The 14,837-nt window shown below is 63.2% G+C and carries 15 protein-coding genes and 1 tRNA gene; 9 read left to right on the top strand and 7 right to left on the bottom strand.

All coding sequences use genetic code 11. The features are described 5' to 3' along the window. Position 1: 1 nt before the first annotated feature. The 3 genes from ihfA to C8J98_RS11920 all read left to right on the top strand — a co-directional run bounded on the left by ihfA (position 2) and on the right by C8J98_RS11920 (position 761). A complete protein-coding gene (gene ihfA / locus C8J98_RS11930) occupies positions 2 to 301 on the top strand; it encodes an integration host factor subunit alpha (RefSeq protein WP_036114917.1) in 300 nt (99 codons plus the stop codon). Further along, positions 282 to 638 carry a MerR family transcriptional regulator gene (locus C8J98_RS11925; RefSeq protein WP_036114913.1) on the top strand — a complete coding sequence of 119 codons (357 nt, stop codon included), beginning with the start codon at positions 282 to 284 and terminating at the stop codon, positions 636 to 638. The genes ihfA and C8J98_RS11925 overlap by 20 nt, the downstream gene beginning before the upstream one ends. A 46-nt stretch (positions 639 to 684) precedes the next feature. Further along, positions 685 to 761, top strand: a tRNA-Pro gene (locus C8J98_RS11920). 433 nt (positions 762 to 1,194) lie between these two features. Here C8J98_RS11920 and C8J98_RS11915 read toward each other — a convergent pair. The 5 genes from C8J98_RS11915 to C8J98_RS22165 all read right to left on the bottom strand — a co-directional run bounded on the left by C8J98_RS11915 (position 1,195) and on the right by C8J98_RS22165 (position 4,443). Beyond that, positions 1,195 to 1,677: a hypothetical protein gene (locus C8J98_RS11915; RefSeq protein ID WP_107913395.1), complete on the bottom strand. Its 483-nt coding sequence runs from the start codon at positions 1,675 to 1,677 to the stop codon at positions 1,195 to 1,197. Then, positions 1,674 to 1,958: a hypothetical protein gene (locus C8J98_RS11910; RefSeq protein WP_107913394.1), complete on the bottom strand. Its 285-nt coding sequence runs from the start codon at positions 1,956 to 1,958 to the stop codon at positions 1,674 to 1,676. Before C8J98_RS11910 ends, C8J98_RS11915 begins: the two co-directional genes overlap by 4 nt. Positions 1,959 to 2,905: 947 nt before the next feature. Beyond that, the gene (locus C8J98_RS11900) at positions 2,906 to 3,466 is read right to left on the bottom strand and encodes a hypothetical protein (RefSeq protein WP_107913393.1); all 561 of its coding nucleotides are present in this window, start codon (positions 3,464 to 3,466) and stop codon (positions 2,906 to 2,908) included. Between the two features lie 8 nt (positions 3,467 to 3,474). Continuing rightward, entirely contained in the window at positions 3,475 to 4,152 is a 678-nt protein-coding gene (locus tag C8J98_RS22045; protein WP_158272687.1) for a hypothetical protein, read from the bottom strand. Positions 4,153 to 4,275: 123 nt separating this feature from the next. Continuing rightward, the gene (locus C8J98_RS22165) at positions 4,276 to 4,443 is read right to left on the bottom strand and encodes a hypothetical protein (protein WP_199229892.1); all 168 of its coding nucleotides are present in this window, start codon (positions 4,441 to 4,443) and stop codon (positions 4,276 to 4,278) included. Between the two features lie 122 nt (positions 4,444 to 4,565). Here C8J98_RS22165 and C8J98_RS11880 point away from each other — a divergent pair, with 122 nt between their 5' ends. The 4 genes from C8J98_RS11880 to C8J98_RS11865 all read left to right on the top strand — a co-directional run bounded on the left by C8J98_RS11880 (position 4,566) and on the right by C8J98_RS11865 (position 7,937). Next, positions 4,566 to 5,894, top strand: a complete 1,329-nt coding sequence (locus tag C8J98_RS11880; RefSeq protein ID WP_199229891.1) for a homocitrate synthase — start codon at positions 4,566 to 4,568, stop codon at positions 5,892 to 5,894. A gap of 81 nt (positions 5,895 to 5,975) precedes the next feature. Next, a complete protein-coding gene (locus C8J98_RS11875; RefSeq protein ID WP_107913389.1) occupies positions 5,976 to 6,923 on the top strand; it encodes a sensor domain-containing diguanylate cyclase in 948 nt (315 codons plus the stop codon). A gap of 175 nt (positions 6,924 to 7,098) precedes the next feature. Continuing rightward, positions 7,099 to 7,527: a helix-turn-helix transcriptional regulator gene (locus C8J98_RS11870; protein ID WP_107913446.1), complete on the top strand. Its 429-nt coding sequence runs from the start codon at positions 7,099 to 7,101 to the stop codon at positions 7,525 to 7,527. Continuing rightward, complete coding sequence (locus C8J98_RS11865; RefSeq protein ID WP_107913388.1) at positions 7,524 to 7,937, top strand: VOC family protein; 414 nt, start codon at positions 7,524 to 7,526, stop codon at positions 7,935 to 7,937. Before C8J98_RS11870 ends, C8J98_RS11865 begins: the two co-directional genes overlap by 4 nt. Here C8J98_RS11865 and serA read toward each other — a convergent pair. Continuing rightward, a complete protein-coding gene (serA, locus tag C8J98_RS11860) occupies positions 7,931 to 9,166 on the bottom strand; it encodes a phosphoglycerate dehydrogenase (RefSeq protein WP_107913387.1) in 1,236 nt (411 codons plus the stop codon). The genes C8J98_RS11865 and serA overlap by 7 nt on opposite strands. Positions 9,167 to 9,288: 122 nt before the next feature. Here serA and C8J98_RS11855 point away from each other — a divergent pair, with 122 nt between their 5' ends. After that, entirely contained in the window at positions 9,289 to 10,671 is a 1,383-nt protein-coding gene (locus C8J98_RS11855; RefSeq protein WP_107913386.1) for an FAD-binding oxidoreductase, read from the top strand. A gap of 287 nt (positions 10,672 to 10,958) precedes the next feature. Then, a complete protein-coding gene (gene pip, locus C8J98_RS11850) occupies positions 10,959 to 11,915 on the top strand; it encodes a prolyl aminopeptidase (RefSeq protein ID WP_107913385.1) in 957 nt (318 codons plus the stop codon). A gap of 138 nt (positions 11,916 to 12,053) precedes the next feature. Here pip and C8J98_RS11845 read toward each other — a convergent pair whose 3' ends face one another. Continuing rightward, complete coding sequence (locus tag C8J98_RS11845; protein WP_107913384.1) at positions 12,054 to 14,789, bottom strand: lamin tail domain-containing protein; 2,736 nt, start codon at positions 14,787 to 14,789, stop codon at positions 12,054 to 12,056. Between the last annotated feature and the right edge of the window lie 48 nt (positions 14,790 to 14,837).

Genomic DNA, 14,837 nt, shown 5'->3' with positions numbered 1-14,837 from the left:
GATGGCGCTGACCAAGGCGGAGATGGCCGAGCGGCTTTTCCTCGACGTGGGCCTCAACAAGCGTGAGGCCAAGGAATTCGTGGACGCGTATTTCGAGGTCGTGCGCGAGGCACTGGAGCGAGGCGAGCAGGTCAAATTGTCCGGCTTCGGTAATTTCGACCTGCGGCAGAAGAATCAGCGGCCCGGTCGTAATCCCAAGACCGGTGAGGAAATTCCCATCTCGGCCCGGCGGGTTGTCACCTTCCGTCCTGGTCAGAAACTCAAGGTAAGAGTGGAGGGCTATGCTGGATCCAGGGAATAACACCGAACTTCCGGCAATCCCGGCGAAGCGCTACTTCACCATTGGTGAAGTCAGTGAGCTTTGCGGCGTCAAGCCACACGTCCTTCGCTATTGGGAGCAGGAGTTTCCGGCCCTCAAGCCCGTCAAGCGTCGCGGCAACCGTCGCTACTACCAGCGCCACGACGTGCTCATGATCCGCCAGATCCGCTCTTTGCTTTACGACGAGGGTTTCACCATCACGGGTGCTCGCGCCCGTCTGGAAGGCCCGCAGGCTCGTATGGAAGCGAGCATGTCGCACCAGATCGTTCGTCAGGTGCGCCTCGAACTGGAAGAAGTACTGACCCTCCTTCGTCGCTGACCGGCTTCCGCAGGTCGCGGCGTTGCTGCTACAATCGTTTGCTTGTCGGGGTGTAGCGCAGCCTGGTAGCGCACTACGCTGGGGGTGTAGTGGTCGCGAGTTCGAATCTCGCCACCCCGACCATTATTCGAAAAGGCGTCCCGTTTGGGGCGCCTTTTTTCGTTGTCATCGCTATTTGGTAGCAGATGCCCCAAGCTCAACTAGTTGATTGAAGAGAAAGTCATCGTCAAAACGGCCATCCATGCGGATGGCCGTTCGCGTTGGGGTGCTGCCGTCCGCGCGCGGCCTTAAGGGCTGAGGAGTCGAGGTTCTCGCACTCGGATACCGGACCAGAGCCCGACTTCGAGGGCTTCGTCTTCACTCTCGTGCGCCTTGACGGACCCCTGGCTATTGCTTGAGAGCGTTGATCGTACCTCCCGACCAGCGCGCTTCCTTTCTCAGGAGCTGCTCGGCCATGAGCGGCTGGACACCACACAGATACTGGCACCGATCCGAGCATTACCGTCGGACGCGAGTTCGTCCACAGCCTCACCCCGCGCATGCAATCGGTCTTGAATTACTTCGATTTCTCTTGAGGTTCGCTCTCGCGAATGGCCTGCCATGACGTATCCAGGTAGCGTTTGGCCGACGCGTCCAGGCGCTCCCGCGTCCATGGCGTCCGTTCGAAAAGCTTGTAGTAGGCATCGGCTGTCTTGCTGTCGCCGATGTTGCTAAATAAGTACGCCGTCAGGTAGGCGTTGTAGTTGGCATCGAGCCGGGTCTTGTCCCGGCCGTCCAGCGTCCATCGTGCGACCTGGAAAGGCCAGTCGACATCCCAAGGCTGCCTGCTGATAAGCGCGATGGCATTTGACGCCTGCGCAAACGCGGCGGCTTGCTCAAGCTTTCCCTCGCCATATGCATGAACGGCGTTGTCGGTCATGACCTGAGCGGATTGCATTGCCATGGCCTCGGCGTAAACCCGAGACGCGTAGCGGTCGAGCGCTCCCATGGCGGTAGTTCCGAGTAGAAACCCGGCGAATAGCAGAAGGAAGGTCTTCATTTCTGGTACTCCTTCTTGAGGCACTGGAGATGGTCAACCACGCACTTGATATCCGCAGGCCGGTCGATCGGATAACCGGGAGGCTCGTTTGCGCACTTTTCGAAGTCGGCATTGCAAGCGAAGATCGTACCTACATTGCCGGGTGCCCGTTTGATACCAGTGGCGAAGACCTTCTTGCACTCGGCAATGTAGGCGGCTCTCGCTTCACCGTCGAGATTGAGCGAGTCGGCTCCCTTCTCACATGCGACATAGCGTCCTTCGATATCTTCGTAGGCCAACATGCGGGGGCTGCGGCCCGTGGAGCGGGACAACCACCGTGAATGTGACACTACTCCCCATAACGCCAGGGCGCCCGACGCTGTCGCAAACGGGGTCCTCGGCCAAACCGGTGGTACATGCCTCTTGGGCGGCGGCAGCCTACGCCACAACATACGATGTGCAGACGACCAATCAGTACGGTTACTCCGAAAACATCTGGGGCGGTAGCGGTACGACGATGAGCTCCCTTATGTACTGGACCGGAACGTTGCGTTACTCCGTTCGCGCCTGCAACGCGGTTGGTTGCTCCCCATACGGCCCCACCACGTCCGTGACGCTTGTCTCCGGGAACTAAGGTCATGACCAACTCTAGAAGATTCGCAGTAATAGCTCGGTGCACGAACTGGTTGTTTGGAGGAGATCTGTGGCAGCCAGGCGATGACGTGTTTCGGCAACTCGGAGATGAGCAGCCGGACGATGGCACTGGCGTCCTATCAGGTGAGCCAGTTGAGGCCGTTCCTCACCAGATTTATTACACGCGTCTAGGTTTTCTTCGTCATGCCGCCGCACTTCTTAGCGGGAGCTACCGCCCATGCTTCTGGCGGAAGGTCCCATGCACGCCCGACTCACCCGACGGGCGCAGTTACTTCTTTTTCGGAGGCGTGCGGTTGTTCTCCGCTTCCGTTCCCTTCGGATTGCTCTTCGCGGTACCGGGTGCAACAAACTTCCCGGTGCCAGAAGCACGATAGTCCGTCAGTCCCTTCGAGCCATTGCCACTCTTAATTCGTTGTCATGACATTTCTCCCATGTGCCCGCGAGGCCGGGCACTCCATAGATGTGGCGCCCGACGGGTCTGCAGTTAGGAATTTTTTCAAGCTCAAGCACGCTACGTACAAATACCTGCCCCGACCCAGGTTGGTGGTGCACCCAGCGAAGTGCACGCCCGGCGATCTGGAACAGCACAGAAGAGCTAAATGATCTGACCCTCATCGACGAGCTTCCGCAGTCCATGCGTGTAATAAGAGACGTCGCCGGCCGGGTCGTACAGGCCTGATAGCCACATACTTGGCGGTGCGTCAGTTCGAAGACGGAAGTGTGCAGCCGCATGCTGGACCGCTGGGCCGTAAAAGCATCGCTCCAGTTCTGTCTGTGGACGCTTTACCCCGTCAAGCGTCCCGCTCTTGGCAGCATTTTTGAGTTCGCCCTTCACGTTCACTAGCCGGCGCCGGTACTCATCAACTTCTGGGGAGCGCGACTGCTTGAGTCTGTCTCCTGCGTCCGAGATCGCTCCCAGCTCTTCTTGGAACCGATGCAGGATGTCGAGAATGAGGTTCGCTTCGTCAAGATCTATTGCTGCCACGTCAGTTTCTTCAGTGTGGTGGATGCTTGAAGATAGCCTGATGGTATTCAGGAAGGGAGCTCGCACCGAAATCGTGCTGACGACCCCCAGTGGCTGCCATGTCGTCACGGCGGACCTAAGCTTTCCCCAGCTCACCGATGCACCGATGAAGGTCAGCGGGGTGGCGTGCATGGGGTGGTTCACCGTCCCGTTGCCGCCGCCGTAAATTCCCTTACCACGGAAACCTTCCTGGACTTCCTCTTGAACTCGGTCGTGACCACCAGGCGCGAATGATCGGCCGCGACGTCGTAGTGCTGCACGATGTCCCCGCGCTTGTCGTCGATGTGGATCACCACCACCAGGCTGTCGCCATCCCAGCCGGCCCGTGTGACGTCGCCGCCGGTGTCCTTGCCGGTGACCATTGGGACGCTCCGCGGATGGCCGTCCGGCGTGATCAAGAGATTGCCCGGCTGCATGGCGATGTCCAGCGTGTTGGGAAGCAGGAGGGCGCGGCGCATCATGTCGCCGTTTTCGCTGTCACTGGCATCGCTGCGAGTGCTAGCGGCGCCGCTGCTCGCGTCAGCACCGCCATGTCGGCCGCCGCCACCCATGCCACCCATGCCACCTCCCCCCATGCCGCCACCACCGCCGTGACCGTGGCCGCCACCCATGCCGCCGCTGCGACCGGATCCGCCGGCCGCCGGCGCGGCATCGGGATCCTCGCTGTGGGAAACGTCGACGACCCAGTGGCCGTCGAACGAGCGCGGATGGTCGGGGGCGGCGGCCAGCCTGATACCGGCACTGGCGCAGGCGGCGAGCGCGCCGATGCAGGCTATCGTCAAGCCACGCAGGGCCACGGTGGAATAGCAACGGGGCATCGAGTTCGTCCTGGCCTTGGGTATGGAATGTCCAACGTGGGGCAGGAAATTAGGTTGACCCCCCAAAAAGTTTCACCGCGGACAAAAAAATGCCGCCTGTGGGAGCAGGCGGCGATCTGGGGATCAGCTTGTTGGTTCCCATCCCTGGGATGTTGTTCTTAAGAGGCCCGGGTTGAAGATGACGCAGCCCGGGATCGTCACCGAGTCCGGATCGATGCCTTCGGAAGTGAGCTTGTCGCCGATCTTGCCGGTGTCGCAGACGTCGTCGATTGCCGTAAGCAGCCTGCGCACCGTGATTTTCGCGGAAGTACGGCCGAGCCTCAGGGCGAGCCCAGGGCCGGAACCCTCAAGATCGCCAGTTATCCGCCGAAAGCCATTGTGTCCGCCGCCCGCGGCCATCAAAGGGGAAGACGATGACGCTGGAAGCTCGCGAGCGCGCACGCGCCGCATTGAACGACGCCAAGGTAAAGGCTAGCCGCCTTGCCGGCATCGAGCCTTTCATGATCGATCTGTCCCTGCGCGAGAACCCCGTGGGCTCGCGCGTCGGCCAGACCCTTGACGAAAAGCTCGCGATCCTGCCAAGGCTGCGCGAGTTCGGCTTCCGCAACATCTCGCTGGGCACGCTGGACTATGCGATGCCCGACGAACTGGAAGTGGACGACGACTTCATGATCCACCTGCGCGATACCGGCGCGGACATGACCGGCTGCTTCGCCTTCACTGCGATGGGCATCGCCTCGCCCGACGGCATGTTCACGCCTGATCCCTCGCAGCTGAAGCTGCGCGACTATCGCGTGCCGAATACGGTGAGCGAGATCTACCTCAGTTCGTTCGGCATGCAGGGGATGTACGACATCCCGACGCTCAAGCGCAGCCTGCCTGCGAGCGTGCAGTGGCTGAGCGAGAACATCAAGGGCGAGGACGGTGGCGCGCCGCGAATCTTCATCAACATCGTCGACGGCTGCGATGCCTTCGCCGAGGCCAGCGACGCTACCTTCGAAATCATGGAGCTGCTCGCCGGCCTGCCGCTCGAGGGCGTCACCATGGAGGACGACCGCGGCACCTATATGCCTTTCCAGGTGGGGGCCTACGTTGCTGCCGCGCGAGCGATCCTGCCGCCGTCCATGAAACTGCTGATGCATATCCACTCTGGCGCGGGCTTCGAGAACGCCTCCATGATCGAAGCGCTGCTCAACGGTGCCGACGGTGCCTGGGGTGGGTTGCCGAAGCGTGCCGCCGTCATCGGCCATGCCTCCCTCGGCGAGTTGCTGGCCAATCTGGTGAGGACCGGTAACGCCGGGGTCGCAAATACTTACCGCATGGACGAACTCCTGCCGCTGGCCACGCAGCTGCAGGTACTGGACGAGGCGGGCCCCGTGCCCGACGACCTCCCCATCTTCGGTCACAACGCCTACCGTCTGTCGCTGGGTGCGTTCCGTCAACGCCCCGACCGTTTCATGGATCTGCCGCCGGACCGCATCGGCGGCGTCTATCGCTATCGCATCTGTCCTGTCGTGAGCGATGTCGAAGCCGTGCGTGGCCGGCTTGCCGAGGTGAGCGGCAAGCTGCCGGAGGCATATGCCGACGATGTGATCACCATGATGATTCGCCTGATGCGCCGGGAACTCCGTCGCGGCCTGCGTATCGATTACGACGAGCCGGAGCAGGTCATGGCTCTGTACGGCCGAGCTTTGGCGGAGCTGGTAAAGACCGCGGATGTCTCTTCTGGAGAGCCGGCGTAGTCTCCGGGGTGATGCGACTCAAGCTTTTTTCCGTTCCGCCGCTACACTGTCGAAGCCGTCAGTGGGGGGATAGGGCAGGCCATGAGTATCGAAGACGTCATTGGTGAGGAAGACATCGGGGTCTACAAGACCCTTCTCGAATCCACACGAGCGATTCCCTGGAAAATTGAATGGGCGACGCTGAATTTCGCCTACATCGGCCCCCAGATTGAAGAACTACTGGGTTGGGCGCCGCAATCCTGGGCGACCGTACAGGACTGGGCCGATCGCATGCATCCCGAAGATCGCGCGTGGGTCTTCGACTTCTGCGTCTCGCAGTCCATGGCCGGCGTCGACCACGAAGCCGACTATCGCGCGCTGACCAAGACCGGCGAATACGTCTGGATTCGCGATGTGGTCCATGTCGTGCGCAATCCGGACGGCTCGCCGAATGCGCTCATTGGCTTCATGTTCGACATCAGCGAACGCAAGCGAACCGAAGAGAAGCTGCTGGACATGCAGCGTGAGCTGGAGGAGCTGTCCTTCAAGGACGGCCTCACCGGCGTCGCCAACCGTCGTCGCTTCGACATGGTCATGGAAATGGCGTGGCGAGAAGCGCGGGAGAGCCGCCAGACCCTGTCGCTGGTTGTCCTGGATATCGATTTCTTCAAGCAGTACAACGACCACTACGGTCACCTGGAAGGAGACGAATGCCTTAAGCGCGTCGCCTCGGCGCTCTCGAACATCGTGCGAAACCCGGACGACCTGCTGTGCCGCTTCGGTGGCGAGGAGTTCGTGCTGTTGTTGCAGGATACCGACGAGGCCACTGCCCTGGCCCTGGCCTGGCGTTGCCTCGACCTGGTCGAGAAGGCGACGATTCCGCACGGCGGGCTCGGCCCCGGCAAGCGCGTGACCCTGAGTGCGGGTGTACATACACTAGTGCCCAGGGAAGGCGACGACATCCTGCCGGCGATTGCCGTAGCAGACCGTCGCCTCTACCTGGCCAAGCAACGCGGCCGCGCGCGCGTCGTCGCCGAGGGCGGCGACTGACCGGCTCCGGCTTGGTAGGAGCCGATTCATCGGCGAATAGATACATGTGGGAGCCGATTCATCGGCGATGGGTGCTCGCGACACAGTTAGCAATCGCCGCTGAAGCGGCTCCCACATCGAGGGTGAGAAGGTGGACCCGGAGCTGCTGCGCCGCCTGCTACGCGCCAAAGACCGAATGGATGCAGCCTCCAACGAGGCCTGGCCGGTCGAGCAACTGGCGCGCGTAAGCCACGTCTCAGAGGCGCATTTCGCGCGATCCTTCAAACAAGCCTTCGGCCTGCCTCCGCACCGCTATCTGCTTACCCGTCGACTGGAGCGCGCCAAGGCCTTGCTTCGCGACACCGAGCTGCCGATTCTCGAGATCGCCCTGCAAACCGGCTGGAACAGCCTGGGCACCTTCGGTCGGGTGTTCCGCGACGTAACCGGCAAGAGCCCCAGCGATTGGCGCGCCTTCGAGCAGGCCGCCAGGCACGAACTGGCCACGGTGCCGCACTGTTTCGTCAGTGCCGCCTACCGGCCGGGCATGACAACCGCAGTTTCGGAGAAGCGACGCCGGGAACAGGCTGGTAAAAAAGAGGCTCCCAACAAACCGGAGTTCTTATGAGTCAGGGTATCGGAGTAGTCGGGCTGTACGTTCGCGATCAGGACGAAGCGCTCGATTTCTATGTCGGAAAGCTGGGCTTTCGCGTCCATACCGACGCGCAGAACGGCGACTTCCGTTGGCTCACCGTGCAGCATCCGGACCAGCCTTCGCTGCAGCTGGGTCTGTTCAAGCCGCAGGCGCCGGTGCTCGACGAGGCCACGGCGCAGACCATGAGCGAAGTGGTGGCGAAGGGCGCCATGCCACCGCTGGTGCTCAACGTGGACGATTGCCGCGACGCCTACGAGCGCATGCGCGCCCGCGGCGTCGAGTTCACACAGGCGCCGGAAGAACGCTACGGTGCCGTGGACGCCAACTTCCGCGACCCCTCGGGCAACGGCTGGAAGATGATCGAGTCCCGGCGCCCTCAGTAAAGCGCGCGTGCCTTCAGCGTGCCATCGATCGCCGCCAGCTCGTTGCGTAGCGAGGCGGCGTGTTCTTCGGTCGTGGTGACGTCGATCACCACGTAGCCCACCTGGCCGGACGTCTGCAGATACTGGCCGTCGATGTTCACGGCAGCGCGCGAGAACACCTCATTCACGCGTGACAGCACGCCCGGAATATTCCGGTGAATGTGCAGCAGGCGACGGCTGGTCGGGTGGCCGGGCAAGGACACTTCCGGGAAGTTCACCGCGGAAAGCGTGCTGCCGTTGTCGCTGTAACGCACCAGCTTCGACGCGACCTCGATGCCGATATTCTCCTGCGCCTCGGCAGTGCTGCCGCCGACGTGCGGGGTGAGGATGACGTTGTCCATGCCGACCAGTGGTGAGATGAAGGGATCGGTATTGCCCTTGGGTTCCACGGGGAAGACGTCGATGGCCGCTCCGGCGAGGTGCTTCGAACGCAGGGCGGCGGCGAGCGCATCGATGTCGACGACGGTGCCGCGCGAGGCGTTGACCAGCATCGAGCCAGGGCGCATGCGGGCGATTTCGGCCGCGCCGATCATGTTCTTCGTCTGTGCGGTTTCAGGCACGTGCAGGGTGACCACGTCGGCGCGCTCGAGGAGGTCTTCGAGGCTGGAAGCCGGGCGGGCGTTGCCGAGCGATAGCTTGGCTTCCACGTCGTGGAAGATCACGCGCATGCCGAGCGATTCGGCAAGAACGCCGACCTGGGTGCCGATGTGGCCGTAACCGACGATGCCGAGCACCTTGTCGCGAACCTCGAAGCTGCCGGCTGCCGATTTCGACCAGCCACCGCGGTGGCACTCGGCGTTCTTCTCCGGAATGCGGCGCACCAGCATGATCGTCTCGGCGATGACCAGCTCGGCCACGCTGCGCGTATTGGAGTAGGGCGCATTGAACACCGGTACTCCCAGGCGCTCGGCTTCCGCGGTGTCGACCTGGTTGGTGCCGATGCAGAAGCAGCCGACGGCAATCAGGCGGCGTGCTTCGGCCAGTACGTCGGCTGTGAGGTGGGTGCGCGAGCGAATGCCCACGATGTGCGCGTCGGCGATGCGTTCCTTGAGATCGTCCTCGGAGAGCGACTTCTCATGGAACTCGATCTGCGAGTATCCGGCCTGGCGGAAGGTGTCCAGTGCGCTGCGGCTCACGCCTTCGAGCAGCAGGACCTTGATGTCTTCTTTCGGGTACGACGTGCGCTTCATGGCCGGGCTTCAGATCCGTAGGCGAGACGCTCACTATGCCAGAGTAAGGCGTTCATGTTGCAGCGCAGTGGACGCATGGTCGCCGCGCTGGCACCCTGCCAGGACACCCGAGCGAGAGCCCCATGACCGACCTGCGCCTGTCCGACCTTGCCCGCCTGCTGCCCGGGCTGAAGCTCTCCACCGATGCCGGCGACCTCGAGCATCACGGTCGCGACTGGACCCGGCGCTGGACGCCCGCGCCCCTGGCGATCGCCTTTCCGGCCTCGGTCGAAGAGGTGCAGGGCATTGTCCGCTGGGCAAACCGCGAAGGCGTGGCCGTCGTTCCGTCAGGCGGCCGGACCGGGCTATCGGGCGGCGCGGTCGCGGCACATGGTGAGATTGTGGTCAGCCTGGACCGGATGAACCGCGTGCTCGACTTCGATCCGATCGACCGCACGTTGACCGTGCAACCGGGCATCGCCCTAGAGGCCGTGCACAACGCGGCCCGCGAGCGCGGCCTGCTCTATCCCGTGGACTTCGCCGCCCGGGGCTCCTGCCAGATCGGCGGCAACATCGCGACGAATGCCGGTGGCATCCGCGTCATCCGCTACGGCAACACGCGCCAGTGGATCGCCGGGCTCAAGGTCGTCACGGGCACCGGTGACTTGCTCGATCTCAACCGGGGTCTGGTCAAGAACGCCTCCGGCTACGATCTGCGCCATCTCGTCATCGGCTCCGAGGGCACCCTCGGTATCGTCGTCGAAGCCACGCTCAGCCTCACCTCGCCACCGCCGCCCTCCCAGGTCATGTTGCTGGCCGTGCCGGCGATGGATGCATTGATGAAGGTGTTTGCCGAGGCGCGGCGCCGCCTGACGCTCGGCGCCTTCGAGTTCTTCACCGATCGTGCCTTGCATCATGTGCTGGCCCACGGGGCACAACGACCGTTCGGTGAGACGCATCCGTTCTATGTCGTCACCGAATTTGACGCGGCCGACGAGAATGCCGAGGCCGCCGCGCTTTCCTTCTTCGAACATTGCCTCAACGAAGGTTGGGTGGTGGACGGGGCGATCAGTTCAAGTGAGGCCCAGGCTGCCGCGCTCTGGCGCCTGCGCGAAGGCATCACCGAAAGCCTCGCGCCGCATAAGCCCTATAAAAATGATGTTTCCGTGCGGATTTCGGCCGTGCCGGCCTTCATGGCCGAGATGCAGGCCCTGCTGTCGGCGGAGTACCCGCATGTCGACGTGGTCTGGTTCGGCCACATCGGCGACGGCAACCTGCACATCAATGTGTTGAAGCCGGCCGATCTCGACAACGCCGTATTCGTCGAGCAGTGCGAACACGTCACCTCGCTGCTCGTCGACACCCTGCAACGCCACGGCGGCAGCATCTCCGCCGAGCACGGCATCGGGCTGGTGAAGAAGCCGTGGTTGGGCAGCGTGCGCAGCGAGGCGGAAATTGCGCTGATGCGTGGCATCAAGGCCGTCTGGGATCCGAACGGCATCATGAATCCCGGCAAGCTCCTGTAACCGCCCCGCTGCAGCTTTCTGTGGGAGCCGATTCCTGTGGGAGCAGCAGCTTCCTGTGGGAGCCGATTCCTGTGGGAGCCGATTCATCGGCGATGGGAGCTTGCCTCAACCTGGCCCGCTGCCGCGGGATCGCCGCTGAAGCGGCTCCCACATCGCCGCTGAAGCGGCTCCCACATCGCCGCTGAAGCGGCTCCCACATCGCCGCTGAAGCGGCTCCCACATGGGTGTGGCGTCTGGCAGGACTCCCCATTAGCCTTGTCATCTCCCCGACATCAAAGACCACCCCCATGGCCCTGGACTCCCCCGATCTCTACCCGCCGATCGAGCCTTACAACAGCGGCACGCTCAAGGTCTCGCCACTGCACACGCTCTATTTTGAAGAGAGTGGCAATCCCAAGGGCAAGCCGGTGGTCTTTCTCCATGGCGGCCCCGGTGGCGGCACCAACCCGCGCTGCCGTCGATTCTTCGACCCGAAGGAGTACCGCATCGTGTTGTTCGATCAGCGCGGCTGCGGCAAGTCCACACCGCATGCCGAACTGACCGACAACACCACCTGGGATCTGGTCGCCGACATCGAGCGCCTGCGTGAGCACCTCGGCATCAACAAGTGGCAGGTGTTCGGCGGCTCGTGGGGCTCGACGCTCGCGCTCGCCTATGCGGAAACGCATCCGACGCGCGTCAGCGAACTCGTGCTGCGTGGCATCTTCATGCTGCGTCGTTCGGAGCTCGAATGGTTCTACCAGGGCGGCTGCGACATGCTCTATCCGGACGCGTGGGAGACCTATCTCTCCGCTATTCCGCAGGCCGAACACGGCGACCTGATCAGCGCTTACCATCGCCGTCTGACCAGCAACGATCCTAAGGTTCGCGTCGCGGCTGCACGCGCCTGGTCGGTGTGGGAAGGTGCCACCAGCTACCTCTACCAGGACGAAGGCCATATCGCGTCCAGTGGCGAGGACGAGTTCGCGCTGGCGTTCGCGCGTATCGAGTGCCACTACTTCGTCAACGCGGGCTTCTTCGAAGTCGACGGCCAGCTACTGCGTGATGTGGACAAGATTCGCCACATTCCGACGGTGATCGTGCAGGGGCGTTACGACGTGGTCTGTCCTGTGCGCAGCGCGTGGGATCTGCATCGCGCGTTCCCGGAAGCCGATCTTCGGATCGTGCAGGACGCGGGGCATTCGGCGTTCGAGCCGGGGATCGTGCGGGAGCTGGTGCGGGCTACGGACCATTTCACCGGGTAAGAAGAAGCATCGCCGATGAATCGGCTCCCACAAACAGCCGGCCCGCATCGAAGAAGCGGCTGTTTGTGGGAGCCGATTCATCGGCGATAGGCGCCCGGCCGAAGCCGGACACCTGACATCAACAAACGCCCGCCTACCTCAAAACAACCCCAGCGGCAGCGTCAGCATATCCACCACGAAACCATCGTGGTCGGACGAACCGATCGCCTTCTTCGCGTCGGTGGCCGTGGCCGAATCGTCCAGCGTCTGCACCGGTGCGTCGAGGTTGCCGCGACCGTACTGCATCTTCAGGAACAGCCCACGCGCCACGGTATTGAGCAGGGCGTTGTCGAGCACCTGATGGGTCGGCACCTGGCGCGGGGCCTGGCCCTGGATGTTGCCGAAGTTCTCGGTGAACAGGAACGAGTAGCGGTCCTGCTCGGGCACCGAATCCACGGCATTCCACAGCGTCGGCTTGACCAGGTTATTGCCCAGCTTCAGCAGGTTCTGGCTGTCGTCGTAACGGCCGGCGATCAGGCCGACCACGTCGGTGAAGCCATCACTGAACTGGTAGGAGTTGAAGTCACCCACCACGAGCAGCGGCGCGAGCAGGTTCTTCCGGTCCGTCTGGATCGCCTGCACCTGGGTAGCCAGCGACTTGGCCTGGAGGAAGCGCTTCTCGCGGTCGCGATCGGCGGCGTCGCCGGTCTTGTCCACGTTCTGGCGGGCCTTCGGGTGCACGGCGATCACGTTGACGCGCATGCGGCCGATGATCGACGGGACCTCGGCCGTGAGCAGGAGCGGCGGATGGTCGTGCAGGAACGAGACGGAGCCCTCGTCGTCCCAGGTTTCGTCCGCACCCAGCTGACGTACGTCGAGTACCCGCACACGGTCCGTACGAACCAGGAAGCCGACGTTGATACCGCTCGGATCATGGCCCGGCTGGAGAATGGCCTCGTACTGCGCCGGGTAGTCGTCACCCAGCTGCTTGGCCAGACCCTGCAACACTGCCAGGCTCTTCACTTCCTCGACCGAGAGAATGTCCGGCAGCTTGAGCACGCTACCGATGTACGCCGACAGACGCTGCGTTTTCAGCTTGACCTGATCCGGCGTCGGCTCGGTGTCGCCCCCGCTGCAGGTGAAGACCGTATTGAAGTCCGAATCGCAGAAACGCTCCATATTGAACGCGCCCACGCGCGTTGCATAGAACGGACGCGAGTCCACGGCGCGCGGCAACGTGGCGGTCTTCTTGATCGTGATCTTCGTTGGAATGAAGGTGTACATGCCGAACGCGTAGGACATCACGCCTTCGGCCTTGAAGGTCGTGCCGGCGTTGAACGGGGTGTTCGCCGCGACTGCGCCGAAGTCGGCCGTATTCATCTTGAATACTTCGGGGTTGCCCGACCAGTTCGGCAGGTTCACGCCGTCGGGCACGGGCACGGTGTAACGCACGCCCGGCTTGCGTAGCGAACGCGTGCCGTTCGCGGTGATGTAAACCTCGGCGAAAGGCTCGTTGCTGAAGCGCAGGTTGCCCGTGGTGATCATGCCGTTGTCGATCGTGACGCGCATGCCCACATAGCATTGGTAGTTCGTCGTACCGCAGGAGAGCGCGTTCGGATCGGTCGACGGAGTGCTGTTGCCGAACGCCACGGCCTTCGGCAGGTGCGCACCGTGCATGCTCGTGGTGATCGTGGCGTTCTTCAGTTCCGGCAGGCTGAAGTAATTGTCCACCGTTGCTTCGACGTCGACCACGTCGCCCGACTTCACCGTCGGCGCAGTGCTGGTGAACACATAGATGCCGTTCGAGGTGAGCGGATCGGCGTCGGCGCGGTTATCCGGCGTCTGGATGGTGAACCCGGCCGGACCGACGGCCGTGACGACGTTCGCGTGCGTCGCGACACGTTTGCCGACCAACGGTGAGACCTGGCCGGTGCCGGTGACCTGCCAGATCTCGGCGGCGACCGGGATCTCGTTGAGGATCGCACCCACCGCCGCGCCCTTGGCGATAGTGACATTGCCCGTGGCGTCGCTCAGGTTGACGCGGAACGCCTTGTCGGGACCAGCTGCTTTCGCGCCGTGCACGGTCACGTTGAGCGTGCTGCTGTTGCCACCCGCCGGAATCGTCAGCGTGGTGTCGACGGCGTCGTAGTCGCCGGCGGAAACCGTGGCGGTGTCGTCTGCCGTGGCGGCGTGCACGGTCACCTCGGTGGTGACCGGCTGGCTGAGCGTGACGGTGAAAGGCATCGTTACGTCGTCGCCGTTACGCAGGCTCACTGTGGCGTCGGCGATGGAAAGGCTCGGCCCCTGCGCGACACACGCTGAGGTGCTGGCGCGCGGAGCAGTCGGTGCCACCTTGACCCAGTCCGCCGAATTGTCGCCGCTGGACTGCGGGAAACCGGCCGTGTTCGTCTTGCGGCCATAGCCCTGATCGGCGTTGGTGCTGCCGAGGCTGGTAAGTGGCGTGCCCAGCTTGTAGGCCGAGCCGGCGCTCAGGCCGACCTGGTCGATCAGCGCGCCGGAGGCATTGAGCAGGGCGAGGCCACCATCATCCGTAATGCCGGTCGAATACTTCAGGTCGGGTGTCACGCTGCCGGAGTAACCGGAGGCAGCCGTATTTGCCAGGAGCAGGAAGCAGCCCGGCGCCACGGAGGTGCCGGCCGGGAAGGTGAAGCGTGTCCCGGTGGTACCCGCCGTGTTGGACGCGTTGAGTTTGTAGCCGGAAACGTCCAGTGCAGCCGTGCCGGTGTTCTGCACTTCGACGAATTCGTCGTTGCCGCCAGCGGGTCCGCGGACGCGGAACTGGGTCAGGGTGAGGTCCGCTGCCTGCAGCGGGAGAACGGCCATCAGGCCTGCCAGCGCCGCCCATAGGGCGCGCCGTGATGTAGTCAAACGCATTCGAATATCCCCTCGAGTCGTTGAGTTGTATGCGACCCGAAGCACCGC

The sequence above is a fragment of the Luteibacter sp. OK325 genome, assembly GCF_003050935.1.
Taxonomy (GTDB): domain Bacteria; phylum Pseudomonadota; class Gammaproteobacteria; order Xanthomonadales; family Rhodanobacteraceae; genus Luteibacter.
Note: the sequence above shows the minus strand (reverse complement) of the source record. Positions and strands in the feature narration are given on the sequence as shown.

What these genes read in the sequence shown, in the direction of transcription:
- ihfA (WP_036114917.1), top strand. Translation starts at nt 2, where the DNA reads ATGGCGCTGACCAAGGCGGAGATGGCCGAGCGGCTTTTCCTCGACGTG.
- C8J98_RS11925 (WP_036114913.1), top strand. Translation starts at nt 282, where the DNA reads ATGCTGGATCCAGGGAATAACACCGAACTTCCGGCAATCCCGGCGAAG.
- C8J98_RS11915 (WP_107913395.1), bottom strand. Translation starts at nt 1,677, where the DNA reads ATGAAGACCTTCCTTCTGCTATTCGCCGGGTTTCTACTCGGAACTACC.
- C8J98_RS11910 (WP_107913394.1), bottom strand. Translation starts at nt 1,958, where the DNA reads ATGTTGGCCTACGAAGATATCGAAGGACGCTATGTCGCATGTGAGAAG.
- C8J98_RS11900 (WP_107913393.1), bottom strand. Translation starts at nt 3,466, where the DNA reads ATGCACGCCACCCCGCTGACCTTCATCGGTGCATCGGTGAGCTGGGGA.
- C8J98_RS22045 (WP_158272687.1), bottom strand. Translation starts at nt 4,152, where the DNA reads ATGCCCCGTTGCTATTCCACCGTGGCCCTGCGTGGCTTGACGATAGCC.
- C8J98_RS11880 (WP_199229891.1), top strand. Translation starts at nt 4,566, where the DNA reads ATGACGCTGGAAGCTCGCGAGCGCGCACGCGCCGCATTGAACGACGCC.
- C8J98_RS11875 (WP_107913389.1), top strand. Translation starts at nt 5,976, where the DNA reads ATGAGTATCGAAGACGTCATTGGTGAGGAAGACATCGGGGTCTACAAG.
- C8J98_RS11870 (WP_107913446.1), top strand. Translation starts at nt 7,099, where the DNA reads ATGGATGCAGCCTCCAACGAGGCCTGGCCGGTCGAGCAACTGGCGCGC.
- C8J98_RS11865 (WP_107913388.1), top strand. Translation starts at nt 7,524, where the DNA reads ATGAGTCAGGGTATCGGAGTAGTCGGGCTGTACGTTCGCGATCAGGAC.
- serA (WP_107913387.1), bottom strand. Translation starts at nt 9,166, where the DNA reads ATGAAGCGCACGTCGTACCCGAAAGAAGACATCAAGGTCCTGCTGCTC.
- C8J98_RS11855 (WP_107913386.1), top strand. Translation starts at nt 9,289, where the DNA reads ATGACCGACCTGCGCCTGTCCGACCTTGCCCGCCTGCTGCCCGGGCTG.
- pip (WP_107913385.1), top strand. Translation starts at nt 10,959, where the DNA reads ATGGCCCTGGACTCCCCCGATCTCTACCCGCCGATCGAGCCTTACAAC.
- C8J98_RS11845 (WP_107913384.1), bottom strand. Translation starts at nt 14,789, where the DNA reads ATGCGTTTGACTACATCACGGCGCGCCCTATGGGCGGCGCTGGCAGGC.